Below are 25,925 nucleotides of genomic sequence, written 5' to 3'. Positions count from 1 at the left end.
CGAAGCCCCTCGTCGTTGGTGTGGTGATCTCACTCAACACGCCGACGGCCGGGGGGCTTCGTTGGTTCCGTATCCTTCCATGCTCGACGTCCCGCATGAGCTCGTGGAGCATGTCTCGTGGCTGATCTACGCTCGAAGGCGTGAACTGCGCTCGCCCTGGAGAAAGTTGAGCTGTTTCAGGCAGGCCCTGCTCGCGCTGGCGCATCTGCGGAAGAACGAGACGTTCGCGCAGGTGGGGGCGGGATTCGGGGTGTCGGAGGCGACGGCCTGGCGGTATGTCGACGAGACCGTTGAGGTCCTGGCCGCCTGGGCGCCGGGCCTGCACGAGGCCCTGGTGGGCCTGGGCGAGGGCGACTTTGTCATCATCGACGGCACGTTGATCCCCACCGACCGCATCAAGGCGGATGAGCCGTACTACTCGCAGAAGCACAAGAAGCACGGCATGAACGTCCAGGTCATCGCCCGCCCGGACGGCACACCTCTGTGGTTCTCGCGGGCGATGCCCGGCCGGACCCATGACCTGACCGCGGCCAGAGCCCACGGCATCGTCCAGGCCTGCCTCACCCGGCAGATCCTCGTCCTGGCCGACCGGGCCTATCAAGGAGCCGGCGCCACCGTCCGCACCCCCTACTACTACCACCGCATCCAACCGCCGCCCTACCAGCGGTTTAACCGCGTACACGCCCGACTCCGCGCTCCGGGCGAACGCGCCTTCGCCAGGCTCAAGTCATGGCGCATCCTGCGCCGGGCCAGATGCTCCACCAACCGCATCGGACGCATCGTCGCCGCCGTCCACACCCTCCTCACCTGCAGCTATTCAGGATGAAAGACGTTCAGTGACCCGACGTCCAGTCGGGGGGCGTGGCCCTTCGTCCGTGTGAACGGCTGCTCTGGGTATCGACGCGGGGCGCCGGCGGACGGTGCAAGAGCGCGACTGTTGGTGAACGGTGAGGCCCATCATTGATGCGCTTAACCCGAACGTGCCACAACAGCGCCACGCCCTGCTTCCTGGGGGCTTCAGAGTGCGGTCCAGGGCCGCGGGTTGCCTCCGGTCAGTGGTGTCCAGACGTTGCTGGTGGGTCCTGGGTTTTCGAGGTCGTCGAGGATGGCTGCGCCCATGGGTACCTGCCGGGCGAGTGTGGCGACGAGGGGGTGTTCGGTTGTCATTGCCTGGAGGTCGCTGATGCGGTTGCCGAGGACGGTGCGGGTGGCTCCGGTCAGGACGACCAGGATGCGGGGGAAGACGGGGTACCAGCGCAGCCATATCGGCCCAGGAGTGGGCTGGCGTGTACGGGGGCGGCCGATGACCTGAGGTTCGTATGTCCACAGGCGTGCGTATCCGATGAGTTTGGAGGCGAGGCGTTCGCTGCTCATGGTCGCGCGGTCGACTTCGATGAACGCGCGGAGCTGGGTGCGCTCTTGGCCTGTGGTGAGGGTGTAATGCATGAGGGCGTCGGCGATGAGACGCTCGCCGTCGCCGAGGGGGTGGGAGACCTCGGGGTCCAGTCCCAGGGCCCGTGCTCGTCGCCGCGGTGTCGGGCGTCGGTGAGGAAGGCAAGGTGGGTGCGCAGGACGGTGAGGGTGTGGGGGGTTTTGAGGGAGGCGGCTGTCGCGCTGGTGATGGGGTAGGGGGGCCGGCCGCGCAGGGCGGGGAAGTCGCGGGCCAGGTGGGCGCCTTCGCGGGTGAGGAACCACAGGCGGGACCGGTAGGAGGCGGGCAGCACGGCGAAGTCCACCAGGCCTTCGTGGCGCAGTTTGTTCAGCGGCGCGGAGAGCGTCTGAAGCCGTGCCTCGGGACGGAGCAGTTCCTGGAGCTGCGGCGTGGTGGCGATGCGGTGCTGGGCGAGCGCGGCCAGGAGCTGGTGCGCGAGCGTCTCGGCGGGACTCGGCGCACTTCTGCCGGGAGGGGACTCGAAAGGGGTGGTCACGGCTGGTACCTCCTCTTCCTGGCCGGCCGGGTGCTCGGGCCGGTCGCGGTGGCGTGGTGGGTGAGGAAGCTGGTCACACGGGTCAGCTGCTTTTCAGCCCGGTCGGTGAGCTGTGGAAGGGGTGCGGCGCCCGCGGTGGCCTGGGCGGCACGTTCCAGTGCGCTCGCGTCGTGGGGGCGGGCGTAGTCGGCGAAGACGTCGTCGAGGTGAGGGCCGGTGATGCGGACGGGGCCGACGCGGCGCCCGTGGACGGTCAGGGACATGTAGTGCTCGAACCGGTCCAGGGATGCGACGACTTCGGGGCTGGGGTGGTCGCCCCATTCGGCGGTGATCGGGGTGATGGCGGACTGCGAGCCCGCGGTCGAGGCCAGGGTCGAGGCGTTCTGCACCAGCGACTGTTTCACCGGCATGGGGAGGCGGCCCAGCAGCTGGGTCATGCCGTGGACGTGGACGCGGTATTTGCGGAAGTCCTCGAACATCGCGGCGATCGTCTCGGGGGCCGCGCCGGTCAGCGTGATCAGTTCGTCGAAGTAGGCGCGGAACGGCACCCGCTGGTCTTCGGGGGTGTCGCGGCGCGAGCGCACGGCCCGCAGCAGGTCGCGGGCGAGGAGTGCGGTGATGAGCCGGTCGGTGGGCCCGTTGCCGCCCGGGCACACCCACACGATCATCTTCGTGTCCATGGCGGCGCGGATGTTGTAGACGCCGGCGGGCTGCCCGAGGAAGGCGCGGGTCACCGGATTCGCGGCGAGGCGGGCGATCGGGTTGAGGACCACGGCGAACGCGTCGGCGGGCAGCGTGGGGAACACGGTGTGCCACCACGATCGGGTCTCCTCATCCAGGCGCCCCTCCACCGCCGTGAGGGCGACGGCGCGAAAGGCAGGGTCGGTGAGCAGGGCCCGCACGTGGAAGATGGTGGCTTGGTCCTCGGGCTTCCCGGCGTGGCAGGCGGCTTCGTTGACGGCCACCAGCACCGCCAACGCCGCGGTGAAGATGGTCAGGGCCCGCGGGGCTGTGGCGTCGTCCCAGCCCAGCACGGACGCGTACGCGTCGGAGGTCGCCTCGACGACCTCGTGCGCGACCTGTCCCTGGTGCATGCCGATCGGGTTCCAGCAGCTGATCTGCGGAGCCCGGCCGTGGGCGTTCAGGTCGATGAGCGCGATCCGCTCCATCAGATGCTCGTGGGCCAAAAACGGCAGCGCGCGCGGCCACGAGTCGCGGTGCGGGTCGACGAACATCAGTCCGCCGCTGGCGTGGGCCCAGCCGATGGCCTGGGCCAGGGCACGCTCCGTTTTTCCGCCGCCTGCTTTGCCGACCCCGACCTCGAACAGCGTCTCGCGTGCGTAGGTGGCGACCAGGCGACAGCGGCCGTCCGGCCCGCGATAGATCCCCTGCAACAGCAAGTCGGGATTGCCGTGTTCGAACGTCGGTAGATCACCGGCCAGCAGGGGCAGGCGGCAGTGAATCGTAGGAGGCTTGAGCAGACCGGTCAGTTCGTCCAGCTGGACCCAGTTGGCGCGTGGCGGCTGGCAGTGCCCCAGATTCCAGCGGCGTTCAAAACCGCGGCGGCTGGGCCAGCGATCCGCGCCGAACCGCCACGGACCCACCCGCAGCCCGCGCATCGCCCACCGCGACCCGCCGCCGAAAACATCGAGGGCCGCCTGGAGCTGAGCGAGACGGGCCCGGGCCCGGCCTTCTGTGTGGGAGGCGCACATCACCAGCAGCTGCACCCGCACCAGGTGGTCGTCGTCGGCGAGTTTGCCCAGCGCGTCGGCGGCATCGATGCGGCGGGGGACTGGCGGCATCACCAGCCGCCGCCCACCGCTGTTCTTTCCGGCCACCAGCTGCTGCACCTGCCAGGCCAGGGAATCCTCGATCCCCAAGGCGTCCTGTCGTATCCACCGGGCGGCTCGCTGAGCCTCGCGCCGCTCCATGCGGCGTGCCTGCGTCATCAGTTGATGACGCCGCGCACGGAGCGCCATTTTGGGGGCGCGCTGGATGTCGAGCCGGATCTCGGCCAGGTCGCCCAGGTCGGCCCGTAGATCGGACACGGCGTCGACGAGCGGCTGCAGCGGGTCGGGGGAGAGGGGTACTTCGCGCAGCGGCTCGGTGGGCCTGCCGCGCAGGATGAACTCCGCCCGCACCTCATGGGTGCGCGGCTTGTCCACCAGCGAACCGGCCCGCTTCACCGTCACCCCGGGACCGAAGGGTGTGATCGACAACAGGCGTTCACCGCCCGCCGGTCCTTCGATCCGGTAGCGCAGCGGGCTGGAGCCGTCGGCGCGCAGCCGGATCTGCACCGTCTTGGAGCGCCGCGGTGCCCACCACGGCATGGAGGTCGAGGCCCGGGCGAGTTGGACACCCTGGCGGAAAATCTCCTCGATGCCAGGGTCGAAGTGCCGCGACGGCACAAGCGCCAGCGCCATCCGCTGCGCCGAGGCCTTACGCGCCAGACGGCGCACCACCATCTCTCCCACTGTCGCGACGAGGACGGTGGCTGCGGCCACCACCCACCAATAAGTGATCACCCAGCCCACGGCACGCACGACGCCCACCACGAGCCCGAGGAACGGCGCGGACCCCGCCCCGCCTGCCGTTCCGGTTATGTACGGGGCTGCGGTATCCACGTGGAGCCCTCCTCCTTCGACAGGGTGCGGGTGAAGTGCCAGTTGGTGATGCGGCCGTCCCTGAAGGTCCCGGCGCGATCGACGGCTGCCCACACCAGATGCACGACCGCCCGGTCAGCAGCTCCGTTGCGGCGGGCGATCGCGGCCTGGACGCGCCAGCGCGCGGTAGAGAGCGCCGGGGCGAGCGCCTGGCCCGAGGCGGCGAAGACGGTGGGCCACTGCGCGCGGCCGAGGCCGGTGGTATCCGCCCGCAGTAGCGCGCGGCCGGCATCGAGCAACACCCGCTCATCAGCGGGCGCAAGGTCGGCGGGCCAGGCCGACTCCAGACTCCCCTGAATCACCGCGTCGCCTCCCAGACCTTCGCCGTGCGGGGGCAGCGCGGAGACTGACACGGTGGCCGTGGGTGATGACCGGGGCGACGTCGCGGCGTCAGAGGTGTCGGGGGCCAGTGTGCTCGAGGGAGACGCACTACGGACCGATGACCGACCGGTGGTGGCGTGCCCGGTCGGTGCCGTCGGCTCGGACAAAGGCCCGCGCCAGTCGGGCACGCTCAGCAGGGCAATCCCGGCGACGGCCAGCATGACGGTGCTGAGCACAAGTAGTTGTGGGGAGCGCGGCGTGGTGGTCACAGCAGCCGGGCTCCTCCCGCGTAGCCGGGCATGGCGGTAACGGCGTCCAGGCGCACCACGGTTCCCGGGCGGGCGGCGTTGACCATCTGCCCGCCGCCTACATAGATCCCGACGTGGTAGATCGTCGCGTCGTGGCCAGGGGCGTAGGCGTAGAAGACGAGGTCGCCGGGCTTGAGGGCGCTGGTGCCGAGGCTGGCGGGGATCCGTCGGCCGACCCTGGCCTGCTCGGCGGCGGTTCGCGGCAGGTGTACCCCGGCCTTGGCGTAGGCGTAGGTCGTCAATCCCGAGCAGTCGAACCCTTTGATGCTGGTGCCGCTCGTGCCGCTGGGGGTGCAGCAGATCCCGTGGGTGGGGCCGCTGGCATCGCCGCCGCCCCAGGAGTACGGCACACCCTTCTGCGCGAGGGCGGCCTCGATGACGGTGCGGACCGTGCCGGTGAGGTTGTTCGTCGCCGGGCCGGTGGCGGCCGCCGTGTACTGGTCGATCCAGCCCAGCACCTCCGCCACGTACGCGGCGGAATGGTTGTACTGCCAGATCGCCGCTTCGAGCCGTGAACGCTGCCGCAGATTCCGTCCGTCGCCACACAGGTAGATGGCGGAGCCGAGGGCGGCGTCGTCCGCGTTGTGCGGATCGGCTATTCCGTCGTCGTTGGAGTCCCTGCCGGTCGTCTCCCAGGTGGAGGGCAGGAACTGGAACGGTCCGACAGCACGCTCGCCCGTCGCGGTGCCGTCCCACTTTCCGCCGTCGGTGTCGGCAACGGTCGTGGTGTTGCCGCCCTGCCCGGAGCCGTTGAGTAAGACCCCATAAATCCGGGGTCGGATGTCGCCATTGGCGGCGATCGTCCGGCCGACGGCGTGATTGGACTCGACCTTCGCGATCCCCGCCAGGACGGGCCAGCGCATCCCCTGGCACTTCGGTACGTACGCGCCGACGTGCTCGACGGCCCTCTTATAGGCCGTCAGCATCCGGGCCGGGATATCCGCGGCGTCGCCACCCCCCGCGACTGACTCATCGTCCTGGGCGCGCGTGGTGAGCGCGACGTACGCGCTGATCGCATTGGATACGGGGGCCGCGCAGCACGTGGCGGCGAACACCAGCAGCGCCACCAGGCAAGCCCACCGCCGGACGTGGCGTCCAGAGCGTGTCACTCCTGTTCACCGCCCTTGTTCCGGCGACGGGCCCGTTGCTGGCGCAGGCGTTCGGCCTCGGGTGCGGTCCTGCGCATCAGCTCCTGCATCCGAGCCCGCGCCTCCTGGCGCGCCTGACCGCGGGCGCTCCCGCCACCGGGAAGTACGGCCTGGTGGAGATCGGGGCGGGAGCGGGGCCCAGGACTGTTCGGGCGCGACGGCTGTGCCGGGGGCGGTGCGGTTGTAGAAGGGGCACCCCCTGCTTGGGTAGTTCGTGCGGTTGCGGAAGGGGCACCGGTTGCTTGGGTGGTCCGTCCGGCGGGGGCCGGACGCGCCGCGGTGCGGCCGGAGGACGCTGGCTGGGCCGGGGTTACCGGGCGGGAGGCGACGGTCGAGGTGCCTGCGGTGGGCAGGCGGCGGCTGGGGAACGGGCCGGGGCCGCCGCGGTCGTCGGTGTTCTCCCGCACGACAGTGGAGACGTGCCGTGCGGTGTCGTGCCAGGCGCGGCCGTCCTCACGCACCGTGTTGCCCCACACCCGCACCTGCTGGCGGGCGTCGTGGGTGTAGCGCGAGGCGGCGGTGTCGCCCGCGCGGGTGCGGCGGACGTTGGCCGGGAGCCCGACGGTGGCCCCGTAGGCGGTCCGGCTGCCACGGTGCAGGATGCGGTAGCCGCGGTAGCGGACCAGCCGGTTGTGTGCCCGGGTGGAGAGCAGGGTGCGGTCGGTGTGCTGGTCGTGCAGTACTTTGCCGCTGTTGCGGTCGATGATCTGGCCGTCGGCGTCGCGGTAGCGGTCCGGTGGTCCGCCGGGCCGACGCGGACTCGTGCCGCCCGAGCCATCGCTGCCGCCACCCGACGGGCCGCCGCCGTTCGCATCTCCATCCGCAGTGGGTTTGCGCCACTTGGCCAGCTGCTCCTTGTCTGGCCGTCGTCCGATCAGCAGCCAGTGCCCGCCCCTGACGCCGAGCCGCGCACCGAGCCCGCCGATGGCGGCGGCCGCGGTGAGGGGGGCGAGTCCGCGTCCGGCTTCAGCGGTGGCATCGGTCAGCATCGCGCCGGTGTCCACCGGCATCCCCGTACCGTCGGCCAGGGAGCCCAGCGCACCCAGCAGGCGCTGGCGGGTGCCGAGCATCCCGTACCGGCCGCCGGTGCCGGTGAACAGGCGCAGCCCGGCGCCGTAACCGCCCAGCGCCGCGGGGGAGTTCATGGCGAGGGCGGCCCCGAGTTCGGAGGTGTCGCCCGGCAGGTGGGTGCCGCCGATCGTGGCGTAGCGCATCCGCATCGCCATCCGCCGGCCGAACGAGCTGATGCCGCCAAGCAGGCGGCGGTGTCCGGCGGCCCCGGCGATGGCCAGGACATCGATGAGCAGGATCCGTTCCACCATCAGGTCGGGGCCGTTTGTGACGGTGGCGTCGACGGCGATCCCGAAGAACGGGATGAACGCGCAGATCCCGACCACCGCGACGATCGCGATGCCCCACAGAGACAGCCATTTCCACACCGACTGCCGCGCGGGCCCCGGGAGCATGCCCGCGACGAAGGTGATGCCGCCGGCGGCCGCGGCCGCCACGCACACGCCCTGCGTGCCGAGCAGCACGACCGCGGAGGACAGGAGCATGCCGCAGATGAACAGCGCGGCGAGCAGCAGCAGTCCGGCGCCGCCGACCCGCCACCAGGTGGGCCGTTCCGCATAGGCGGCGCAGGCCTTGCCGACCGGGCCCGTCTTCTTGAGGTCGGTGAGGAAGGCGGCGAACTCCTGGTCGTCCTCGCCCAGGACTGGATGCGGTGAATCGAGCAGGTCACCGGCTGCGGTCAGCGACGGCAGGGCGTCCCGGCGGTCGGGTGCCGCGCCGCCTTGTCCGGCCAGGCAGTACTGCTTGGCGGGGCCTTTGATCAGGCTGCACGGCCCGCCCGGTACATCGTCCCTGGGCTTGTAGCCGCCGGTGACCCACTTCAGATGCACCGCATACGCGGCACGGTCGGACGTTTTGCCGGGGTCGAGGATGCGCCCGTACTGCAGCAGCATGAAGGGCTTGACGATCAGAGCGTTGGTGAGCGAGTCCTGGAGCGGTCGGGCCACTGCCACCGCGGCGGTGGGCTCATGCCCTGGTTGGGCGAGGCAGGTTCGTTCGGCGTTGCCGGTCATGGCATCGCAGGGGCCGCGGCTGGCGAGTTTGCCGCCCCAGTTGTAGGCGCTCACGCTCTGCTGGGCGACCTCGGCACCGACCTGCTGCGCCTGCCCCAGCGGCCCGGACTCGGCGAGCAGGGTGTCGGGGCGGATGAGCGCGGAGGCGGCGATCGCCCCGATCAGCAGCGTGAGGAAGATTTCGCCCAGCCCCCGGCCGACGCGGCCGCGTACCAGCATGAAGGCGGCGAAAGTGAACGCCCACGCCAGCAGCAACCCCTTCAACCCCAGGGTGTCGACCACGACGTTGGCGTAGGTGTCGGCCGCCTGCTGCGCCGGACGGGACAGGATCTTCAGCAGCGGAAAGCGGAAGGCCACCTCCACTGCCCATCCGGCCAGGCCCACCAGCAGCCGGACCAGGGTGAACAGCCCGGACAGGGCGAAGGCGAGGGCCTGGCTTTTGAAGGCGACGATGGAGCCGCCGGAGGCGTTCAGCTCGTACCCGTCGATCGGCACGCCCTCGGACGAGGCGATGTTCAGCGGCGCGAGCAGATCCCCCGTTTCACCGGTGCTGCTGGCGGCGTAGACGACTTGGGTGTTCACCACGACGAACACCCCGGTGAGCAGGACGACGAAGCCGAGCGAACGCCCGGTTGCACGGTGGGGACGCAGCATCTCAGCCCCGCCCCTGTCCAGGCAGGCACCCCACCTGGCACCCCACCAGGCCGGCCACACCCGCCCCAACCCCAGCCGCCCCGGCCGTGCCCAACGGTTCGAAGGCCGCGCCGACGCCCAGAGTGCACGGGTCTTTGCGACCGGGCTGCGGGACGGGGTCGAAGGCTTGCCCTGTGCGGGGCCACCATCCGGCTGGCACGCCCCCTGTGGCAGCGAGGGCGATGACACCACAGACGATGGTGATCAGCGCGAGGCTCATACTCGCGGCCGCTGCGCCCTGCCGGATGCGGCCCCAGCGTGAGGAGGTCATCGGATGGCCGCCTTCGGGTGGGGGCCGGGCGCCTGGGGGTCGGCTTCCTGTGGCGTTGACGGCGCGGCAGGCCTCGGGCCGTGGCCTCCGGGGGTGGTGGTGATGGAGGCGGTGATGCGGGCGATGCGGGGGATGACGGCTTTGATGCGGCCGGTGTTCTGGCGTGGGCAGGCCAGCAGGAATTCGCCTTCGCGGCCCTGGTGGCCGACGGGGGACAGGCCGGTGGTGACCAGCCGCAGCAGCTCCGGGTCGTTCGGGTCGAGTCCGACGAATTCCAGGCCGTGGCGGGCCCGTTCGCGATCGGCCGTGCGGGCCAGTGCCCGGTAGGCCATCAGGCCGCGGTCGGGGCCGAGTTCGAGGGCGTCGTGGGAGGCGCCCAGTAGGCCGGCGCCGTGTTTGCGGCCGTCGTGGAGGATCTCGTGGACCAGGGCGGTGCCTTCGGTGGAGGAGGTGAGCCAGTACAGCTCGTCGAGCACCACTGCGGTGAACCGATCAGGGTCCGCGAAGGCGGTCTGGCGGGCGAGGGCGGCGATCAGGTAGAGCACGGCGCGGCCGATCAGCGCCTCCAGCGGCTGCTGCTGGAGCACCTCGGGCTTGTCGAAGGCGGCTTTGGGGGGAAGTGTCAGACCGGCCGTGGTGATCACGATCATGTCGGTGGTGCTGGACGCGTCCAGGCGCACCGGCGCCAGCGTCGGGTCGAAGACCATCCGCGCGAGCGGGTTGGTGGCGACGACGCGGATCAGCCCGGCGAGCGTGGCGGCCGAGTCCTGCCGCTTGCCGGCCCCCGTGGTGGCCATCTGTTCCAGGACGTCCACGACCTGCTGCATGGACGGGGAATCGCTGGCGGCGGCCTGTTCGACCGCATGGTGGAGGACCTCTCCGCTGGTGCTCATGGGGCCGATGCCGAGCTGGAGGGTGAGGTAGGACAGCGCGTAGTGGCGGCCTTCGGGGCCGTCGAACGCGCGCAGCGGGTCGATGGAGACTTCGGCCTGGGCGGCGTCGATGATCTGCGCACGGCCGTCGGTGGCGGTGCGGGCGAAGGCCGCCCATTCACGTACGGGGGTGCGGTCGATGCAGATCGCGCAGCCGCCGCGCGCCCACACCGCCTCCGTGATCAGCTTCTGCAGCACGCTCTTGCCAGCACCCAGGTCCCCGACGATGCCCATCGAGGCGGACGCGTCGACCTTGGGCGCGTCGGCCACGTTGATCATGACGGGGCGGGTGGTGCCGCAGTCCAGGTCGATGCCGAGGAACATCCCGTTCGGGTCGCCGACCTCGCTCACGCTGAGGGCCCCGTTGAGGGCCCAGTCCTCGGAGACCTGGTGCTGGGTGAACTCCCGTACCAGGCCCGGCCGGGCTGTGCCGGGCAGGCCGAGCGTGAAGAGGGCTTCTTGCAGGCCGGTAGGGCGCACCGCCCGGTAGTCGGCGCCGGCCAGCAGGGCGGCGAGCGCGCGGGCCCGGGCGTCGCAGATAGCGGCGGTGGGCCCCCACACGGTCAGGACGGTGACCGACTGCACCTCCACCTCGACACTGGTCCGGGACAGACGCGCATCGAGCTCACCGAGGTCGCGGGCGGCGTCGGGCAGGGAGGCGGGCATGCCGGTGGGGCGGGCGTCGTACTGCTCGGCCTGGTCGATCAACTCGGTCTTCTTGCGCCGTACCTGCTGACGCGCCTTTTCCGCGGACACGAGGGTGAGGTCGACGGTGTAGTCGACGGGGAAGTCGAGACTCTCCAACTGGGCGAACAGATCAGCGGCACCCTGGCTGACCGTGGGCGGGCACTCGGCCAGCGCGAGGTGCGCCTGATAGCCCGCCCCCGTTTCGGACTCGACCTGCAGCCACCGCCGCCCCAGCGGCGACCTTGCCTTCAGCCGCCACCAGGAGCCACGGCCTGTGCGGGTGATCTGGCCCGCGTTCGTGAGCTTGTCGGCCTCGTCGATCGCCGGGTCGATGCCCCCTTCGTGCAGGCGGACCTGGCCGAGGTCGGCATAGCTGGGGGACCGCAGTACACCCTCGCGGATCTGCCCGTTGTACAGCTCGCTGCTCTCGGCCTCGGCCAGCAGCGGCTCCGGCAGACCGCGGTGCAGGGCGTGCTGGATCATCCACACGACCTCCGCCGGACGGGCCGGACGAAAAGCGATCCCACCGGCGAGCGCGGCCTCCACCCGGGAGGCCTGCTCGCGATACGCCATCACCTCGCGCCGCGCCACCGGCACCGGACGCAGGCCCAGCTTCGGGGAAATCTCCGCCCACACCGCGCCCAGCTGCGCCGAGACCTGCAGCTGAGCGGCGTCGGTGCGCAGGGGCACGGCCAGCCATAGGGTGCGGCGGTGCATCTCCTCTTGGTCCAGCAGATCCAGGACGGCATCGACGCTCTCCACCCACGGATGCGGGCCCCCGCCCGACGCCTGCTCGACCGGTTCGATGCCCTCGATCATCTTGAGGGCGACCTCCCCCGGGTCGAGCTGGGCGCACAGCCCGAACAGACGCGGGCTGCCGGACAGCGAGCGAACCAAGTGGGTGATGTGGGCGAGCTGTTCGTCGCGGACCGCAGCGGGCACGTAGGTGCCCTGGACACTCTCGGCGTGCTGTCCTTGGGCGTCGGGACCGGGGCGCAGGCGGTACAGGGCCCAGACGCTGCCCTGCGTCGACCACACCAGGTGCCCGGCGATGTGACGGATCGGCACCCTCACCGCACACCCCCGTACTCGGACCGTGCGAGCAGCTGCTGCACAGCCGACACCGGCCCCACCGGAGCTGCGGGAGCGGTCCGGACAGAAGGGCGGGGCGAAGACGCACGCCGTGCGGCGGCCCTGCTCCGGCGGGGCGCCCGCGCGGACGGCGGAGCGGCCGAAGCGACTGGTGCGGGCTCCGCCTCGATGGTGAAGCCGCCGAGCAGCGCCCGTGGAGCGCGGTCGCGGGCGGCCCGCCCGCCGATCCGCCCGCCCCGCGGCTGCCAGCTGAGCATCGCCCAGCCCACAGCGGCCTGGATCGGGGCGCGCCCCCTCATCGTGGGTCGGCGTACGGTCCAGACGGCCAGGACCCAGGCCGCGACCGGCACTGGTCCCATCCACGACCACCAGCTGATCGTCTTGACCAGGAGCAGGCCCCCGCCGACGACGACCGCTATCTGCGCGGGAGTGTAGGGGCCGAGGGGGATTCGCCAGTCGGCGACCTTGCCCAGCACCCACGGGTGGCGGCGCGCCGTGGTGTAGAAGCGGCCCACCCGCGCCGCGGCCGCGCTCACAGCCAACCCCCGTCGCTCGGCGCAAGCTCGAGGGAGGCCGTGGGGTCGACCTGTTGGACGATGCCGGGGATGGCGGGGGCGCCCTTGGACGGGTTGTTCACCTCGTCTTCGAACATCTTCGCCAGGCTGTCGCGGGAGTTGTACAGCCCGAGCGCGATGATCATCAAGAGCAACGCGCCGATCCCGGCCTTGAGACTGAATTTCTGGATCATGATGACGACCACCAAGCAAACCAGGCCGGTCTGCAGGCTCTTGGTCGCCCACTCCTTGAACATGCTGATCCAGCTGTCACCGAGGTCGTTGAGCTCTCCGGCGAGCATCAGAGTGTGCACCGTGTTCACCGGGAACCCCCGTCCTGGGCGGCCCCGGATTCCAGCGCCGTGATCTCCCAGCGGCCTGAGCGGGCCTTGAGGGCGAGTTCGTACGCCAGCGGCCACCGGCCGCCGCGGTCGCGGGCCTCCACCGTGGCCAGGACCCGGACCGTGGTGCCGTCGGCCGGGACGCGCTCAGCTGCCGCTGCGGTCTCGGCGGCGGATATCCGCTGCACTGTGGCCCCTTGGAACGGGGCGGGGGAGACAGCACTGAGCTTCACGCCGGGCGCGAGGTAACGCTCGACCTCGCCGGCCCCGGTGAGGTAGGCGCCGAGGAACCGCCCGATGGCGGACGTGAGATCACCGGCCCGGACCGACACGCCGTACGGCGACTTCGCCACCGCGGCCCGGCCTGGTCCGGCAACCACACCCGGCGCACCCGTCACGGCGAACGAGGTGCCCGAGGCACCGGCGGCAACCGGGACCGCGTAGTAGCGCACCGTGCCGTCGGTGTACTGCGCGGCCACCGTCACCGACCACACGCCGCTACCCCGCCGCGCACTGCGCAGCACGGTCACCGACGCGGGCCCTGCTTGCGCACCCGCCGATTCGGGCAACTCGACGCTGGGCGCCATCGACTGCGCAAGCCGCGCCTGCGCACTCGACGGATCACTCGTCGTGCTGCGCAGCCACGCGCTGACGAACAGCTGCGCATAGCCCGCCGGGGCCGCCTCAGCGGCGGCCGTCGTACTGCGCGACGGCGCGGGCTGGGCCGGGGTGGCCGCCCTCACCGTGGGTGTGCTGGAGGCGACGGCGACCGCCAGGGCGATGGGACCGGAGGCGATGGCGGCCCACAGGGCGAGGCGCGAGAAGCGGACACGCCGCCGCATCACCTCCAGCCGCGCGCCCCCCGCCGTCGGAGCGGCAGCCGCGCCAGGCGAAGCCTGCATGCCAGAGGACATGGTCGAACTCCCAGGTCAGAATGGGTGATTGCTGACCTTGAGGAAACCCTCCGGCCCCCACCACACCACCCACCACCAGACCCCCACCACAGTCACGAACAGGACACAGAAACCGTGGTGGGGGCCATGGTGGGCCCACTCGCGCCCCCACCACGCCGCGCGGATGCCGTCCGACGGGGGCAACAGGGGAGGGCGTGCGCAGTCGTTGCGCGGACCGTCGCTCCGGCTGCGCACCCGGTCACGTGTGCCCGGTGGGCCGGGCCGCGCCGTGTTGCGCAACTCCATATGACGTGCCGGTTGCGCAGTCTGGAGGGATCCGGTCTCTCACAGGGGCGTGGTGGGGGGCGTGGTGGGCCCCACCACGACAACTGGCCGGCTCTGGCTGCTCTGGCCGGTCCGCAACGCACTGTCGCGGGCCTGTGTCGGTGCCGGGGGACATAATGCGGGCTGTGGACCTGAGACCGGAGTTGTTGCCCCCACCCGTGGATCGGCAGTGGTTGGACGAGCTGTGTACGGAGATCGAACGCATCGATGGTCTGGTGACGTCGCGCCCGGAGGCGGCAGACGAGGCGATCGCGGCCTTCAACGCGATGACGGGGCACGCCTACGAGGCTTTCGACTTCGCGGGGTACCACGGCAGCAGGAGCCTGGAGGACTTCGCGAAGGAGGCGGCCCGGCCGGCCCGCCCCGTAGTGGCGGACATTTCCCGCGACGAACTCGTTGAGTGTGTCCGCAGACTGCTGACGGCCTCCCCGGAGAGCAGCTACTATCTGCGGCTCCTGGAAGCGAACGTGCCGCATCCCGGGGTGAGTGACCTGGTCTTCCACCCGTCGGACGCCCTGAAGGATGCGTCTGCCGAGCAGATCGTGGACGAGGCGATGAAGTACCGGCCGATCGCGCTCTGACCTGCGGGGAGATTTACCTGCTGCGGCTTGGCGTTCGTCGCCCCCGCAGTCGACGTTCGGGTTGCTACGGTACGCATCGGCCCCGCTGGGAGAGCCGGGACGACACCACGAGGGCTTTCTCACCCTGGATGCGTACTGATCTGATGGCGTGGGTTGTCGGCGGCTTAGCGCCGCCACTCATAGGCACCCGGGGCTCTCTCCACCACTTCTTGGGGCCACGTCGCCCTGACGCGCTGCAGCCGTTCGTAGTGATCATCAGCCCACCCATCAGCCAGACGCACCGGAACCCGCACGGGCGTCCCCGTATCAGCGAGGTCCTCCACCACAACCACGACGATCCCGGCCTGGCTGGACATTTCGAATCGGATTTCGGGGTTGCGCCCGTCGTCCATCCAGATGGCACCCTGCCCGGCGGCAAGCGCGTCCAAGACCTGCTGCCAGCTGTCCAAGTCGTCCGGGGCCAGACACACCTCCAGGGGTCCCCGGGCGAACCCGCTGGTGACGACGATCTCAGCGTCGAGGAAATCGTGCCGGGGCAACACCCCGGGGCAGGTGACGGCTCAGCACCCGCACCAGGAGACAGCTCTCCCCGTCGGCCAGACAAATGAGATCCACAGCGTTGTCCTCGGCCATCCTCGCTCCCCCCCCCCACGCACATCAACTGCCGTCATGATGCACGCACACCACCACTCGGCCGGTATGGGGGCATCGTTAGGAGTTCTTGACCCGCCGCCGTCCGCCTGGAGGCTGCATGACCGCAGCAGCGGCGGCATGTCCGCGTGCGGCTTTCCCATGGGCACGGTCAAGCGCCCATCCGTAGCCAGCCCAAGGCGGCGGGCTCACCGGCCCGGTTCCTGGTGCTGGTGTAGTCACCCGTTCGGGGGAGGCGCTGACGGCCTGCCACTGTCAGGCCTAGCATGGGCTGTACGGAGTCGGTTGCGGCTCGTGCGGCAGGCGAGGAGGACCTAGCAATGTCCGAGACCTCCGAGAGTGCCGCACGGGAGCACCGGCCGGATTTCCCGCCGAAATCCCCACCGCCGCCGAAGAAGCCGCCGTCCCCGTTCCCGCCCGAACCCGGCACCCAGCACGCCCCCGCACCGCTGGTGCAGGGGTCGCGTGCGCGCGTGCGGCTGTCGAACCGCCGGTGCGTGAACTGGCCGATGGAGTCCGCCTTGTGGACCGCTTCCACCGCCCAGCGCCGCATCGTCGAACAGCTCCGTGCCTGGGGCTACCGGCCCGACGAGACTGCGGTCCGCCAGGTGGCGGCCGTGCTGATCGCGCCGGCGGTGGCGGATGCGGGCCGGCGGATCAGCGTGCACCTGGCTGATGAAGGGGGCCGTGCCTGCATCCTCGTGCTCAGCCACCAGTCCCTCCACGACACGACCGCCCAGCTGTCCCTGACCACGGTCGCTGACTGCCCTTCAGTTGCCGCCTGCGGCAGCGACCACGCCCCGGACGGCACACGCCTGTGGGCCGTCGTAGACCTCACCACGCCCAAGCAAGGAAAGGCCCGCTGAGAACCGTCGACGAGCCTCTCTCGATTTCGCACACCCATATGGCGCGCCCCGCAGCGGCCGGAATCCGGTGGTGCACGCGGGAAGCGGCTTCGTGCCCGGCCGGTAAGCACTAAGGTGCTCGAAGTGAACAGCGCTTCTCAGTCTCCGGCCGCTTTCCGTTTGATCGTCACGGGAGGAGGTACCGGCGGTCATACCTATCCCGCGCTCACCGCGATCCGCACGTTGCAGGCTCGCCTGGCCGCCGACGGCCGCCCGCTTGATGTGCTGTGGATCGGCACCGCCGAGGGCCTGGAGGCACGGGTGACGAGTGCGGAGGGCATCGCGTTCACGACGGTCGCGACGGGGAAGATCCGGCGGTCGTCGAACCCGTTGAAGATGGTGTCGCCCGCCAATGTCCGTGATATGGCGCGTGTTCCGCTTGGGGTCGCCCAGGCCCGCAAGGCAGTTGCGGGCTTCCGGCCGGACGTCGTGCTTGCGACGGGCGGCTACGTGGCCGTGCCGACGGGGCTGGCTGCACGCATGTGCAAGGTCCCGCTGGTCCTGCACGAGCAGACCGTGAGGCTCGGCCTCGCCAACCGCAAGCTCGCCGGTTCCGCCACACGGATCGCGCTGTCCTCGGAGTCGAGCTTGCCGCTCCTTCCGCAGAGTGTGCGCTCCGCGGCGGTGGTCACCGGCAATCCGGTGCGCCCGGAGGTCCTGTCTGGCCAACCTGACAAGGCAGTGACCGCGCTGGGCCTCCAGTTCGAGCGCCGCCTGCCGACGGTGTATGTCACCGGCGGAGCGCAGGGCTCGCAGCAGATCAACGACGTGGTCGGCGGCGAGTTGCCGTGGCTGCTGGAGCGGGCGAACGTGGTGCACCAATGCGGTCCTGCCCACCGGGAGACGCTGTCCGCGCGCGCGGCCGGGCTGCCCGCGGCTCTGGCTGCCCGGTATTACCTCACCCCGTTCGTCGGGCCGGAGTTGCCCGATGTGCTGGCGCTGGCCGATCTGGTGATCTCGCGCAGCGGCGCGGGCACGCTGGCCGAGCTGACTGCCCTGGGCAAGCCCGCCGTCTTCCTCCCGCTCGCCTCGGCAGCCGGCAACGAGCAGGCGCACAACGCGGCGCACTTGGAGGAGTCCGGTGCGGCGGTCGCGCTCCTTGGTGAGGTCACCGGCCGCCACCTGCGTGACGCGGTGGGCCCGCTCCTTGAGGACCCGGTGCGCCGGAAGGCGATGGCGGCTGCGGCCAGGTCGCACGGACGCCCGGATGCCGCAGCCAGGCTCGTAGACGTGCTCCTGTCCGCAGCATCCGGGTGACCGCCCCGAGCGGCAAGGGCGTCAGGTGATGCGGCCGCCGCCGTGCAGGGCGGTTCCGGCCTCGATCATCACCGCGCAGTCGACGAACGCAGCGTCGTCCTGGCCTATCGGGTCGGGGACGTCGCGGTCGCCGAGGTAGAGGCGCAGCTTGCTCTCGTGCTCCGGACCGAAGACAGCCCGCAGCACGGTGAGGACAGAAGCGTCCATGGCGAGGACGGTGTCCGCCCATCCCAGCATCTCCAGCGTGATGTGCTGGCCGCGGTGGGCGCTGAGGTCGTAGCCCAGCCGCCGGGCCGCGTTGATCATGGCTGGGTTGGCTGGCTGGTCCTGCCACTTGCTGATGAGCCCGGCAGAGCGGACCGCCAGTCGCGATCCGCCCCGGCGAGTAAGGGCGAGCTGGGCGAACGGCGAGCGGCAGTAGTTGCCCAGGCATACGGTGAGTACCTTGGCAGGCATCACGAGCCCCCGGCGTGCTGGAGGGCATCGCGCAGGGTGCTCACGACGTGGTGAACGTCGGCCCCGGTGAGGTGCTGGTGGAAGGGCAGGCTCAGGATCTCCGCGCCGACTTGCTCGGTGACCGGCAGGGGGCGCCGCCAGGACGCGAACGCGGGCTGGAGATGGTTGGGCGGGTAGTGCACCCCGACCCCGACGTTCGCTGCCCGCAGGTGCACGAAGACCTCGTTGCGCCGCTGCACGCGGACCTGGCACAGGTGCGGCACCGCGTGGTCGGGGTCGACGTCGATGAGCGTCACGCCGTCCAGCTCGGCGAGTGCGCTCCGGTAGGTGCGCCAGAGGTGGCGCCGGGTCGCCGCCGCGGTGTCGAAGCCGTTCAACTGGGCCAGGCCGATGGCGGCGTTGATGGCCGAGAGCTGGTAGCGCAGGCCGAAACTGGCCACCTGGTACGCGGTTCTCTCCGCGCGCTCACTCTGCGACTGCACGACCCCCAGGAGGCGGAGTTGGCGGATGGTCGCGGCCTCCTCGGGTGTGCGGGGGATGACCGCGCCGCCTTGGCCGCAGGTCAGGTTCTTGATCGGCCCGAAGGAGAAGCACGTCAGGGCCGTTCCGTCGCCACCAACGAGGCCGGCGCCCGTGCGGTTGCGGGAACCGAAGGCGTGCGCGGCGTCCTCGATGACGACGATGCCCCGCTCGCTGAGGTCCGCGCGGATCGGGGCGAGGTCGACGGCCCGGCCGCCGAAGAAGACCGGGAGGACGGCGGCCGTGGAGTCAGTGACCGCCTCCATGACCAGCTGCGGGGTAACGCAAAGGGTGGCGGCGTCGACGTCGACGAACCGCGGGGTCGCTCCAACGGCGAGGACGGCCTGCACGGTGGCGCAGAAGGTCATGGACGGCACGACCACCTCGTCACCGGCGCCGATGCCGACGGCGAGCAGGGCACTGTGGAGGGCGGCCGTGCCGGAGGAGACGGCCACCACGTCGGGCGCGCCAAGGTAGGCGGCGACCCGCCGCTCGAACTCCTCGGTGAGATCGGTGTGCCCGTAATGGCCGCTCTCCAGCACGCGAGCGACGGCGGCCGCCTCTGCCCCGTAGAGGAAGGGACTGGCGTTGCGTCGGTGGTCGGGACGGGTCGCGGTCATGCGCCAGCCTCCTCGGCGGTGACGATGCGCTCCAGGTCAGCGGCGTTACCGATAGCCAGCGTCTCGACGTAGTTGGTCAGGAACATCCCGGGCCGGTAGGTGAGCGTGTCGTGGTCGACCGGCAGGTGGAACAGGCCGCGTACCATCTGGCCGACGAGGTCGGCTCCGGCCGCTTCGGCCAGCGGGAAGCCGCCGGCCACCCGTACGTTCAGCTCGGTGATGGTGATGGCGCCGCTGTCCTGGATGAAGCCCTGCACACAGCACAGCCCCTCGGCGCAAACCGCGCGCAGCGTGGCCCGGACGAGGCCGAGGACGGCGGGGTCGTGGAAGGTGGTGGAGACCGTGGCGAGCCCGGCCTTCACCAGGTCCCGGCGGCGCAGGATCACCGACACCTGTTTGGAGCGGTCCACGAGGCAGTCTGCGGTGAACTCGATGCCGTGCACCCGCTGTTGCACCAGTGCGCCGGGCACCAACTCGTGCAGCAGCAGGGCGTGGCGCCGGTTGTCGACGAAGTGGACGTGCTGGGCGCCGTGGCCGCGCCGGGGCTTGACCACCAGCTCGGTGTCGTCGGGGACCTGGTCGAGAGCGTCACCCCACCAGGCGCGGGGGGTGGGCACGCCGTGCTCCGTGAGTACCTCGTGGAAGGCGCCCTTATCGATGCACGCGTGGACGGACGCGGGCTCGGGCAGCCACAGGCGTACACCTGTCTCCTCCAGGCGCGCGGCCATGCACAGCAGCGGCGGGAGGTCGTCCTCGATGGCGGGCACGATCGCGTCGACCTTGAGGTCCCGGCACAGCTCCTCCAGGCGGGTGCAGTAGCCGGGGTTGTCTGCCAGCGGGATGAGGTGGGGGGTGACGTCGGGGAGGAGGAAGCCAGGCGCGAGCGGACTGGCGTCGGCGGCGACGACGTGGTGGCCCAGGCGGGTGAGGCTGCGGGTGAGGCCGAATCCGGGATTAGCGCCGACGCCCGTGACGAGAATCCGGCGCGGCTCGATCTGGTCAGTGGCCACGGGGCGTCTCCAGCGGGGCGAGCAGCGGGCGGGCGGAAGACAGGACGGTGCGCAGGCCGGCAGCCGCCAGCGGGGCCCAGCGGTCCGGATTGCGGCGGTACCACTCGGCGGTCTCGGCGAGGCCGTCCTCCAGGCGGTGCTGCGGCCGGTAGCCGAGCTGGTCACGGGCCTTGGCCCAGTCGATGGAGTAGCGGACGTCGTTGGCCGGCCGGTCGGGGATGTAGGTGACCGCGTCCCAGGTGGCGTCGCAGAGGTTCAGCAGGTGGCCGGTGAGCTCCTTGCTGGAGAGGTCGGTGCCGCCGCCGAGATTGTAGATCTCGCCGGGCCTGCCGTGGCGTAGCACCGCCTCGATGCCGGCGCAGTTGTCCTCGACGTGCAGCCAGTTGCGCACGTGCTGGCCGCGGTCGTGGAGGGTGACGGGCAGGCTGCGCAGTAGCCGGGTGACGAACAGGGGGATGATCTTCTCGGGGTGCTGGTAGGGCCCGTAGTTGTTGCTGCTGCGGGTCACGCACACCGGGAGCCCGAGCGTCTGGTGGGCACCCAGGGCGACCAGGTCGCTGGCCGCCTTGGACACCGCGTAGGGGACGGTGGGGCGCAGCGGCGCCTCCTCGGTTGCCGTGCCCTGTGCGAGCGGGCCGTAGACCTCGTCGGTCGAGACGTGGACGAACTTTTCGATGTCGTGGCGGTGCGCGGCGTCCACGAGGTTCTGGGTGCCGAGCACGTTCGTCGACAGGAACCCGGCGGCCGCGTGGTAGGAGCGGTCGACGTGGGACTCGGCCGCGAAGTGCACCACGTCGGTGGTGCCGGCTCCCATCAGCGCGTTGACGACTGCGGCGTCCTGGATGCTGCCGTGGACGAACCGCAGCTTGTCGGAGAGGAAGGCCGTGCCCAGGTTCTCGATGTGACCGGCGTAGGTGAGGGCGTCGAGGACGATCACGTGAGTGACGTCCTCGGCCTTGATGATGCGCTTGACGAAGTGCGAGCCGATGAAGCCGGCGCCGCCGGTGACGAGCACACGTCTCATGGGTGCCTCCCGGGAGGTGGGCGGCTCCGGTTGCGTGCGCGCAGGCAGGGAAACCGGAGACGTCGAGAGTGCCCGGCGTCTGGCCGAGCAGCTTCCACAGTGAGGCGCGCGCGGCGGCCGGTCTGTATCCCCGATGTGGTCCCGTTGACCCAAGCCGGTCGCTACGGTGCTGTGCAAAGGCCAGAGTTGGGGGTGTGCGTGACTACCGAAGCCGTACCACATCCGCTGACCTACACGCGCGAACAGCGCGGGTGGAGCATGGAAAAGCTCGCTCGTCACCTGCACGTGGCCGCGGCGCGACGCGGGCTGATCGTGTCCGCCGACCGCAGCCGGATCTACCGCTGGGAGCACGGGAGGGTCGGCGTACCGAGCGACCTCTACCAGGAGTTGCTGGCCGACGTGCTCTGCGTCGCTCCAGAGCTCGTCCGAGCCATGGGGTGGCCGTGGTGGCTGCCCGCCTACGATCATCCGTTCCCTTTCAGCCCTGCCGGCGCCCGCGCAGCCCACTCGGAGGTACTGGTGGAACTTGACCGACCCGACCGCCGTACCTTCCTGGTCCTGACTGTAGGGTCGCTGGTCGGCATGGCGGCCGCCTGGGCGAGCGTCGAGCCTGAGCGTCTGGTCGGAGCGCTAGCCGGGCGGCGCGTGGACGAGGGTCTGCTGATGTGGCTGGAGGACAGCGTCAACACCCTTCCAGAGCTGGCGAACACCTCTGCGCCGGAGTGCGCCGGCCTGTTAGGCGCCGCCATGCGCGTCACGATCAACCTGCTGGACACCAGCCGCTATGACGATCCCACCGAGCGGCGTCTGTGCACCGTGCTCGCCCAGGCTGCGCAGTGCGCCGCTTGGCTCCACTTCGACCAGGGCCGCCATGCCTCGGCGCAGCGCCATTGGCGCACCGCCCTGCATGCCGCGCACACCGCCGACGATCGTGACCTGGGGGCCGGGGTCCTGTCTGATCTCGCCTACTCCGCCACCTGGCTCGGCCACCCCCGTGACGCCGTGAACATTCTCGCCCACGCCCGCACGCGTACCCGTCACGCGACCGCTCGATCCCTGCTGGACGTGCGCCGCGCCCGCGCTCTCGCCCTCCTGCACGATGAGGTCGGCACGGCCCGTGCCCTAAGTGACGCCGAGCGCGAGCTGGAACGCGGCCACGCGGGTACGGCCCCTCCCTGGGTGTCATGGATGAGCCCCGCGGACGTCGCTGTCGACGCGGGCCGCTGCTGGCTGGATCTGGACGATCCGCAACGCGCCGCGTCCGCCCTCGACGAGGGTCTGGGCCTGCTGGACCCCGTGCGTGAGAGAACCCGGGCCATCATGCTCACCTACCGCGCCCACACCGCGCTCGCCAGCCACGACGTGGACGCCGCGGTGGCGGACACCCGCACGGCACTGGACACCGCCCTGGGCACGGGTGCCTCACGCTGCCTCGACTTGGTGCGGAACACCCTGGGGACGTTGCTGGAACCGCACCGGGACGCTGCGACGGTGCGCGATCTCCGCTCGTACGCGCGGCATCGGTTGAAGGCCGCCGTATGACGGGGTTGTTGTCGCGGTGGATGAGGCAGGAGCCGAACCGGCACAGCCGAGCCGCTCCTTTGCAAGGAGGTGGCTCGCCGATGCCCCGCCCATCCGAGGCGCCTTGGTGGGGTGAGGGATGGCCGGTCCGCGGGTGGCGGCATCGGCCTTCGTGCACATCGCTGCGGATGTTCACGCCCGCGCCGCATCGCTCCACGACGGCCGGGCCGTTCTCCTTGACGCCGACGAAGACTCGGGGGGCTTCGGGGGCGCCCCCTCCTACCTGGCCGCCCCCGAGGCTGCCCGCCCCGCCGGGGTGATGATCGGCTACCTCGGCATGGACGAGGTCGTTGTCGGCGGCCGTGGCCTGTGGCGGGCCACGACCACCGCCTACGCGCCGTCTGGGCACTCTGGATCCAGCCGCAGCGTGCTCGGCGCTATCTCCCGTGCCGTTCGCCTGGTCCAACTCCTCGATTCCACTGACCTGCCGGGCTCTGCGGCCGGGGACTCGGGATTCCCGCTGCCGCCGAAGCTGTCCGTCACCGCGATCCATGGCGGGCAGCGTTTCTCGTGTCCCCGGACCGGTGCGAGCTGAACCTGGACATGCGCACCACCCCCGCCTTTGACGATCAGGACGCCGAGACCCTGGTTCGCAAGGCCGTCGACGAACTCGACGCAGAGTTCCCCGGACCGGCACCCACGCGTGTCGAGCTGATCACGTGCTGGCCACCGTTCCGTCTCTAGGACGCCGCACGGGAGCCGGCACCGCCCCGTGTGGCCGACGGACCAACCCGACCGACCGACTCGTGGGGGTATGCCGTGGAGAACACCGAGTTCGAGACCGTCAGCTACACCGCGCCCGTCATCAGCACCCTGGGCACCGTCGTCGGCGCCCCCCTGGGAGCAACAGCGCCAACAACGCGGACGACACCGAGTACTGGCAGTAGTACCGGCTTCTCGAGGTCGTGCCGTCGGCCCTGCGCCGGCCGGGGCGCGGGTTCCCCGCGTTTTGCCGGGTGTTGAGCATGCTGTCAGCGGTGGGGTTTAGGATTCGTCTATGACTCAAGAGAAACTCGGTAGGATTCTCGCATCTGTGGCGAAGCGTATGCGGGCGGATTTTGAGCAGTCTCGAAATTTTCATCACAACGGGGAGGCTGGAACGTCTCGCGAGCTGCTGATTCGTGAGTTCCTGTCAGGCTATCTTCCGTCACATGTTGAAGCCATTCACAACGCTGAAGTGATTGCGGCAACTGGTGACGTTTCACCGCAGTGTGACATCGTGCTCATCGATCGCGATACGCCGCCGTTCACGAGTCTCCAGGGCTATCGAGTCATTCCCAATGAGTGTGTCTACGGCATGGTCGAGGTGAAGACGAAGCTTGACGGCCAGCAGATCGTTGATGCGTGCAATAAAATCAGCAGGATGCGGAGTCTCGCGAAAGGTTCCTACCGTCCTATCGCGGGGACGCTTCCACGCTCCACGCGAGCGTATGGAAGGAAGTGGGACTACTTCCCGACATCCGGCATGATCGTCGCGTTCGATGGCCTCAACTTGGACACCATTGCGCAGCATCTGATGGGCTGGTGCCGCAGTCGCAACCCCGTCGAGTGGCCCGACAGTGTGTGGGTCGCAGGGAGGGGACACTTGCAGTGGGGTGACCCAAAAACCGGCGCGCTCTTCAGGTCGCCGATGGCCGGCGCCTCCCTGTATCAGGTGGACTGCCTGCCAGACCAGGACATCCTCCTCACCCTGGCGCTCCACCTGAATATCCACTTCTCTGACGCCTGGATGAATCCGCTCGACCTCATTCCCTACTCCGGCGCTACGCCGCTAGGAAATATCTCCAACCGCTGGACGATATGAACGAGAGATGCCTCCCCTCTGCTGCCCCGTGCGATGAGGCACGGGGTCAGCAGAGGGGTGAGGGTCGCACGAGCCGGCTTACCGCGTGAGGTCTCCGACGAACCGTCCATCGTCGCCCCGGTACACCACGCCCACCTCATAGCGATCGAGCAACGCGTACATGTCCGGAGGAGGAGCAGCGGGCAAGAGAATCACGCGCCTGGGCTCACCCGCGTGCTCAGGCGATGTCACATACCGGCCGTAGTCGAGGACCTGCCCAAGCGCCATCCGCACGTCCTCCCGAGAACTTGATCCCTTCGCCTCATAGAGAACGTGGTCCGTGGCATCGTAGAGATCGGTACGAAGCGTTGAGGTCAGACCCTTCACCTTGATCTGGAAGGCACCTGTGCGGTGCCCGGCAGCGTCCAGGTGCGCCTTGTATGCCTGTGTCAACTCGGCTTCGCGTCGGACCGCGACCGTGGCAGCCGTGGCAGCCCGCAGACTCAACTTGGTACTGAAGGCTTCCGGGACCACGAACGAGCCACTCGTCTCCGCGTTGGGCGCTGCCGCACGTGTGGACCCTCGTTTGCGCACCCGCTGTTTAGGGAGTGGCAGTGCACCACTGGTGGCTGGCTCTGACTGAAATATCGCAGCAGTGACGAGCTGGAAGGGAACGAACTCAGCTGTCGTCTCCCCAGCGACCGGGATGACATCCTGCTGCGCAGGCTGTAGATCCTCTTCGGGGCGGAGACGGAACACGACAACGTTGCGGTCCTGGCGGTCCTCACCGTGGACCCGGCGCCACACGTACGGCTGCAGGGGATCCAGGGTGAACGCCCCAAGGTAGCGGTGCGTCTTCGTGCCACTGCCCGGCACTTTGCCAACACGAGTGAACACGCGCAGCGCCCTGCCCTGTTCTGCGTGGCGAAGGATCGATCGGTTGCCTGTGCCAGCGACGCCGTCGAAGGTCTGGTCACCGTTCTTGCCGGCACCCGTGTACTCGAAAATCGGCCCCAGCTCGTCCTCCTCGGCAAGCCAGCCGTCGTAGTAGCCGTTCCGCTCACCCACGTCGGGGTCGGAGTAGAGGCTCACATTGTCGTCAGCTGGGCAGATCCCTCCCTGGGGACTTCCCCCAAAGACAGCGCGAATCTCCGTGCGCGTACGGACGTCACCGGGTTTGATCACCTCAATGCTCGTGGTCATGGCCCGACTTTAGAACACACCACTGACAGAGCCAGATGGGCTACGGGAGTTGGGGCTTGCCCGCGCCTGGCCCCT

Annotated in this window: 21 protein-coding genes and 2 pseudogenes; 7 read left to right on the top strand and 16 right to left on the bottom strand. The window is 70.1% G+C overall.

Annotation, left to right across the window (positions count from 1 at the left end; genetic code table 11):
• The first annotated feature begins 20 nt into the window (after window positions 1-20).
• A pseudogene (locus BX283_RS00320) lies at window positions 21-826 on the top strand (transposase family protein).
• Between the two features lie 191 nt (window positions 827-1,017).
• Here the strand turns inward: BX283_RS00320 and BX283_RS42315 are convergent.
• From BX283_RS42315 to BX283_RS00275, 10 genes and pseudogenes are all read right to left on the bottom strand, one after another.
• Entirely contained in the window at window positions 1,018-1,374 is a 357-nt protein-coding gene (locus tag BX283_RS42315; RefSeq protein ID WP_373979671.1) for a hypothetical protein, read from the bottom strand.
• Window positions 1,375-1,928, bottom strand: a pseudogene (locus BX283_RS42310) (replication-relaxation family protein); the annotation flags it as partial.
• Complete coding sequence (locus BX283_RS00310; protein ID WP_101385691.1) at window positions 1,925-4,552, bottom strand: ATP/GTP-binding protein; 2,628 nt, start codon at window positions 4,550-4,552, stop codon at window positions 1,925-1,927. The pseudogene BX283_RS42310 and the gene BX283_RS00310, both read right to left, overlap by 4 nt.
• Complete coding sequence (locus tag BX283_RS00305) at window positions 4,528-5,181, bottom strand: hypothetical protein (RefSeq protein ID WP_101385690.1); 654 nt, start codon at window positions 5,179-5,181, stop codon at window positions 4,528-4,530. The genes BX283_RS00310 and BX283_RS00305 overlap by 25 nt, the downstream gene beginning before the upstream one ends.
• Window positions 5,178-6,287, bottom strand: coding sequence for a C40 family peptidase (locus BX283_RS00300; protein WP_257581573.1), 1,110 nt, complete (start codon window positions 6,285-6,287; stop codon window positions 5,178-5,180). Before BX283_RS00300 ends, BX283_RS00305 begins: the two co-directional genes overlap by 4 nt.
• A gap of 38 nt (window positions 6,288-6,325) precedes the next feature.
• The gene (locus BX283_RS00295; protein WP_101385688.1) at window positions 6,326-9,106 is read right to left on the bottom strand and encodes a hypothetical protein; all 2,781 of its coding nucleotides are present in this window, start codon (window positions 9,104-9,106) and stop codon (window positions 6,326-6,328) included.
• A 306-nt stretch (window positions 9,107-9,412) separates the two neighbouring features.
• Entirely contained in the window at window positions 9,413-12,109 is a 2,697-nt protein-coding gene (locus tag BX283_RS00290) for an ATP-binding protein (RefSeq protein WP_101385687.1), read from the bottom strand.
• Window positions 12,106-12,663, bottom strand: a complete 558-nt coding sequence (locus BX283_RS00285) for a hypothetical protein (protein ID WP_101385686.1) — start codon at window positions 12,661-12,663, stop codon at window positions 12,106-12,108. The genes BX283_RS00290 and BX283_RS00285 overlap by 4 nt, the downstream gene beginning before the upstream one ends.
• Complete coding sequence (locus BX283_RS00280) at window positions 12,660-13,004, bottom strand: hypothetical protein (RefSeq protein WP_101385685.1); 345 nt, start codon at window positions 13,002-13,004, stop codon at window positions 12,660-12,662. Before BX283_RS00280 ends, BX283_RS00285 begins: the two co-directional genes overlap by 4 nt.
• Window positions 13,001-13,924 (bottom strand): conjugal transfer protein, encoded by a 924-nt coding sequence (locus BX283_RS00275; RefSeq protein ID WP_257581568.1) that lies wholly within the window; start codon window positions 13,922-13,924, stop codon window positions 13,001-13,003. Before BX283_RS00275 ends, BX283_RS00280 begins: the two co-directional genes overlap by 4 nt.
• Window positions 13,925-14,376: 452 nt before the next feature.
• Here BX283_RS00275 and BX283_RS00270 point away from each other — a divergent pair, with 452 nt between their 5' ends.
• On the top strand, window positions 14,377-14,841 hold the full coding sequence (locus tag BX283_RS00270) for a hypothetical protein (protein ID WP_101385683.1): 465 nt from the start codon (window positions 14,377-14,379) through the stop codon (window positions 14,839-14,841).
• A gap of 164 nt (window positions 14,842-15,005) precedes the next feature.
• Here BX283_RS00270 and BX283_RS00265 read toward each other — a convergent pair whose 3' ends face one another.
• Window positions 15,006-15,383: a DUF5959 family protein gene (locus BX283_RS00265; RefSeq protein ID WP_257581564.1), complete on the bottom strand. Its 378-nt coding sequence runs from the start codon at window positions 15,381-15,383 to the stop codon at window positions 15,006-15,008.
• Between the two features lie 429 nt (window positions 15,384-15,812).
• Between BX283_RS00265 and BX283_RS41155 the strand changes: the two genes are divergently transcribed.
• Both BX283_RS41155 and BX283_RS00255 read left to right on the top strand, forming a co-directional pair.
• Window positions 15,813-16,358: a hypothetical protein gene (locus tag BX283_RS41155; RefSeq protein WP_257581562.1), complete on the top strand. Its 546-nt coding sequence runs from the start codon at window positions 15,813-15,815 to the stop codon at window positions 16,356-16,358.
• A 123-nt stretch (window positions 16,359-16,481) separates the two neighbouring features.
• Window positions 16,482-17,654, top strand: a complete 1,173-nt coding sequence (locus tag BX283_RS00255; protein ID WP_101392049.1) for a glycosyltransferase — start codon at window positions 16,482-16,484, stop codon at window positions 17,652-17,654.
• Window positions 17,655-17,675: 21 nt separating this feature from the next.
• Here the strand turns inward: BX283_RS00255 and BX283_RS00250 are convergent, their stop codons facing one another.
• Genes BX283_RS00250 through BX283_RS00235 form a run of 4 tightly spaced genes read right to left on the bottom strand, consistent with a single transcriptional unit; the run spans window position 17,676 to window position 21,283 of the window.
• A complete protein-coding gene (locus BX283_RS00250) occupies window positions 17,676-18,110 on the bottom strand; it encodes a low molecular weight phosphatase family protein (protein WP_101385682.1) in 435 nt (144 codons plus the stop codon).
• Window positions 18,110-19,249 (bottom strand): DegT/DnrJ/EryC1/StrS aminotransferase family protein, encoded by a 1,140-nt coding sequence (locus tag BX283_RS00245; protein WP_101385681.1) that lies wholly within the window; start codon window positions 19,247-19,249, stop codon window positions 18,110-18,112. The genes BX283_RS00250 and BX283_RS00245 overlap by 1 nt, the downstream gene beginning before the upstream one ends.
• On the bottom strand, window positions 19,246-20,259 hold the full coding sequence (locus BX283_RS00240) for an ATP-grasp domain-containing protein (RefSeq protein ID WP_257581559.1): 1,014 nt from the start codon (window positions 20,257-20,259) through the stop codon (window positions 19,246-19,248). The genes BX283_RS00245 and BX283_RS00240 overlap by 4 nt, the downstream gene beginning before the upstream one ends.
• On the bottom strand, window positions 20,249-21,283 hold the full coding sequence (locus BX283_RS00235; protein ID WP_101385680.1) for a dTDP-glucose 4,6-dehydratase: 1,035 nt from the start codon (window positions 21,281-21,283) through the stop codon (window positions 20,249-20,251). The genes BX283_RS00240 and BX283_RS00235 overlap by 11 nt, the downstream gene beginning before the upstream one ends.
• Before the next feature lie 198 nt (window positions 21,284-21,481).
• On the opposite strand from BX283_RS00235, the gene BX283_RS00230 reads away from it, so the two are divergent.
• From BX283_RS00230 to BX283_RS39880, 3 genes are all read left to right on the top strand, one after another.
• Window positions 21,482-22,825 carry a helix-turn-helix transcriptional regulator gene (locus tag BX283_RS00230; protein WP_143676302.1) on the top strand — a complete coding sequence of 448 codons (1,344 nt, stop codon included), beginning with the start codon at window positions 21,482-21,484 and terminating at the stop codon, window positions 22,823-22,825.
• 118 nt (window positions 22,826-22,943) lie between these two features.
• A complete protein-coding gene (locus BX283_RS00225; RefSeq protein ID WP_143676301.1) occupies window positions 22,944-23,399 on the top strand; it encodes a M20 family metallopeptidase in 456 nt (151 codons plus the stop codon).
• 462 nt (window positions 23,400-23,861) lie between these two features.
• Window positions 23,862-24,668: a DUF6602 domain-containing protein gene (locus tag BX283_RS39880; RefSeq protein ID WP_143676300.1), complete on the top strand. Its 807-nt coding sequence runs from the start codon at window positions 23,862-23,864 to the stop codon at window positions 24,666-24,668.
• Between the two features lie 78 nt (window positions 24,669-24,746).
• Here BX283_RS39880 and BX283_RS00215 read toward each other — a convergent pair whose 3' ends face one another.
• Entirely contained in the window at window positions 24,747-25,850 is a 1,104-nt protein-coding gene (locus tag BX283_RS00215; protein WP_143676299.1) for a hypothetical protein, read from the bottom strand.
• Window positions 25,851-25,925 lie beyond the last annotated feature (75 nt).

It is taken from the genome of Streptomyces sp. TLI_146, from assembly GCF_002846415.1.
In the GTDB taxonomy this organism is placed as follows: domain Bacteria; phylum Actinomycetota; class Actinomycetes; order Streptomycetales; family Streptomycetaceae; genus Streptomyces.
This window is presented reverse-complemented; position numbering and strand designations above follow the sequence as displayed.

What these genes read in the sequence shown, in the direction of transcription:
- BX283_RS00215 (WP_143676299.1), bottom strand. Translation starts at nt 25,850, where the DNA reads ATGACCACGAGCATTGAGGTGATCAAACCCGGTGACGTCCGTACGCGC.
- BX283_RS00295 (WP_101385688.1), bottom strand. Translation starts at nt 9,106, where the DNA reads ATGCTGCGTCCCCACCGTGCAACCGGGCGTTCGCTCGGCTTCGTCGTC.
- BX283_RS00245 (WP_101385681.1), bottom strand. Translation starts at nt 19,249, where the DNA reads ATGACCGCGACCCGTCCCGACCACCGACGCAACGCCAGTCCCTTCCTC.
- BX283_RS00270 (WP_101385683.1), top strand. Translation starts at nt 14,377, where the DNA reads ATGCGGGCTGTGGACCTGAGACCGGAGTTGTTGCCCCCACCCGTGGAT.
- BX283_RS39880 (WP_143676300.1), top strand. Translation starts at nt 23,862, where the DNA reads ATGACTCAAGAGAAACTCGGTAGGATTCTCGCATCTGTGGCGAAGCGT.
- BX283_RS00225 (WP_143676301.1), top strand. Translation starts at nt 22,944, where the DNA reads ATGGCCGGTCCGCGGGTGGCGGCATCGGCCTTCGTGCACATCGCTGCG.
- BX283_RS00250 (WP_101385682.1), bottom strand. Translation starts at nt 18,110, where the DNA reads ATGCCTGCCAAGGTACTCACCGTATGCCTGGGCAACTACTGCCGCTCG.
- BX283_RS00275 (WP_257581568.1), bottom strand. Translation starts at nt 13,924, where the DNA reads ATGCAGGCTTCGCCTGGCGCGGCTGCCGCTCCGACGGCGGGGGGCGCG.
- BX283_RS42315 (WP_373979671.1), bottom strand. Translation starts at nt 1,374, where the DNA reads ATGAGCAGCGAACGCCTCGCCTCCAAACTCATCGGATACGCACGCCTG.
- BX283_RS41155 (WP_257581562.1), top strand. Translation starts at nt 15,813, where the DNA reads ATGTCCGAGACCTCCGAGAGTGCCGCACGGGAGCACCGGCCGGATTTC.
- BX283_RS00235 (WP_101385680.1), bottom strand. Translation starts at nt 21,283, where the DNA reads ATGAGACGTGTGCTCGTCACCGGCGGCGCCGGCTTCATCGGCTCGCAC.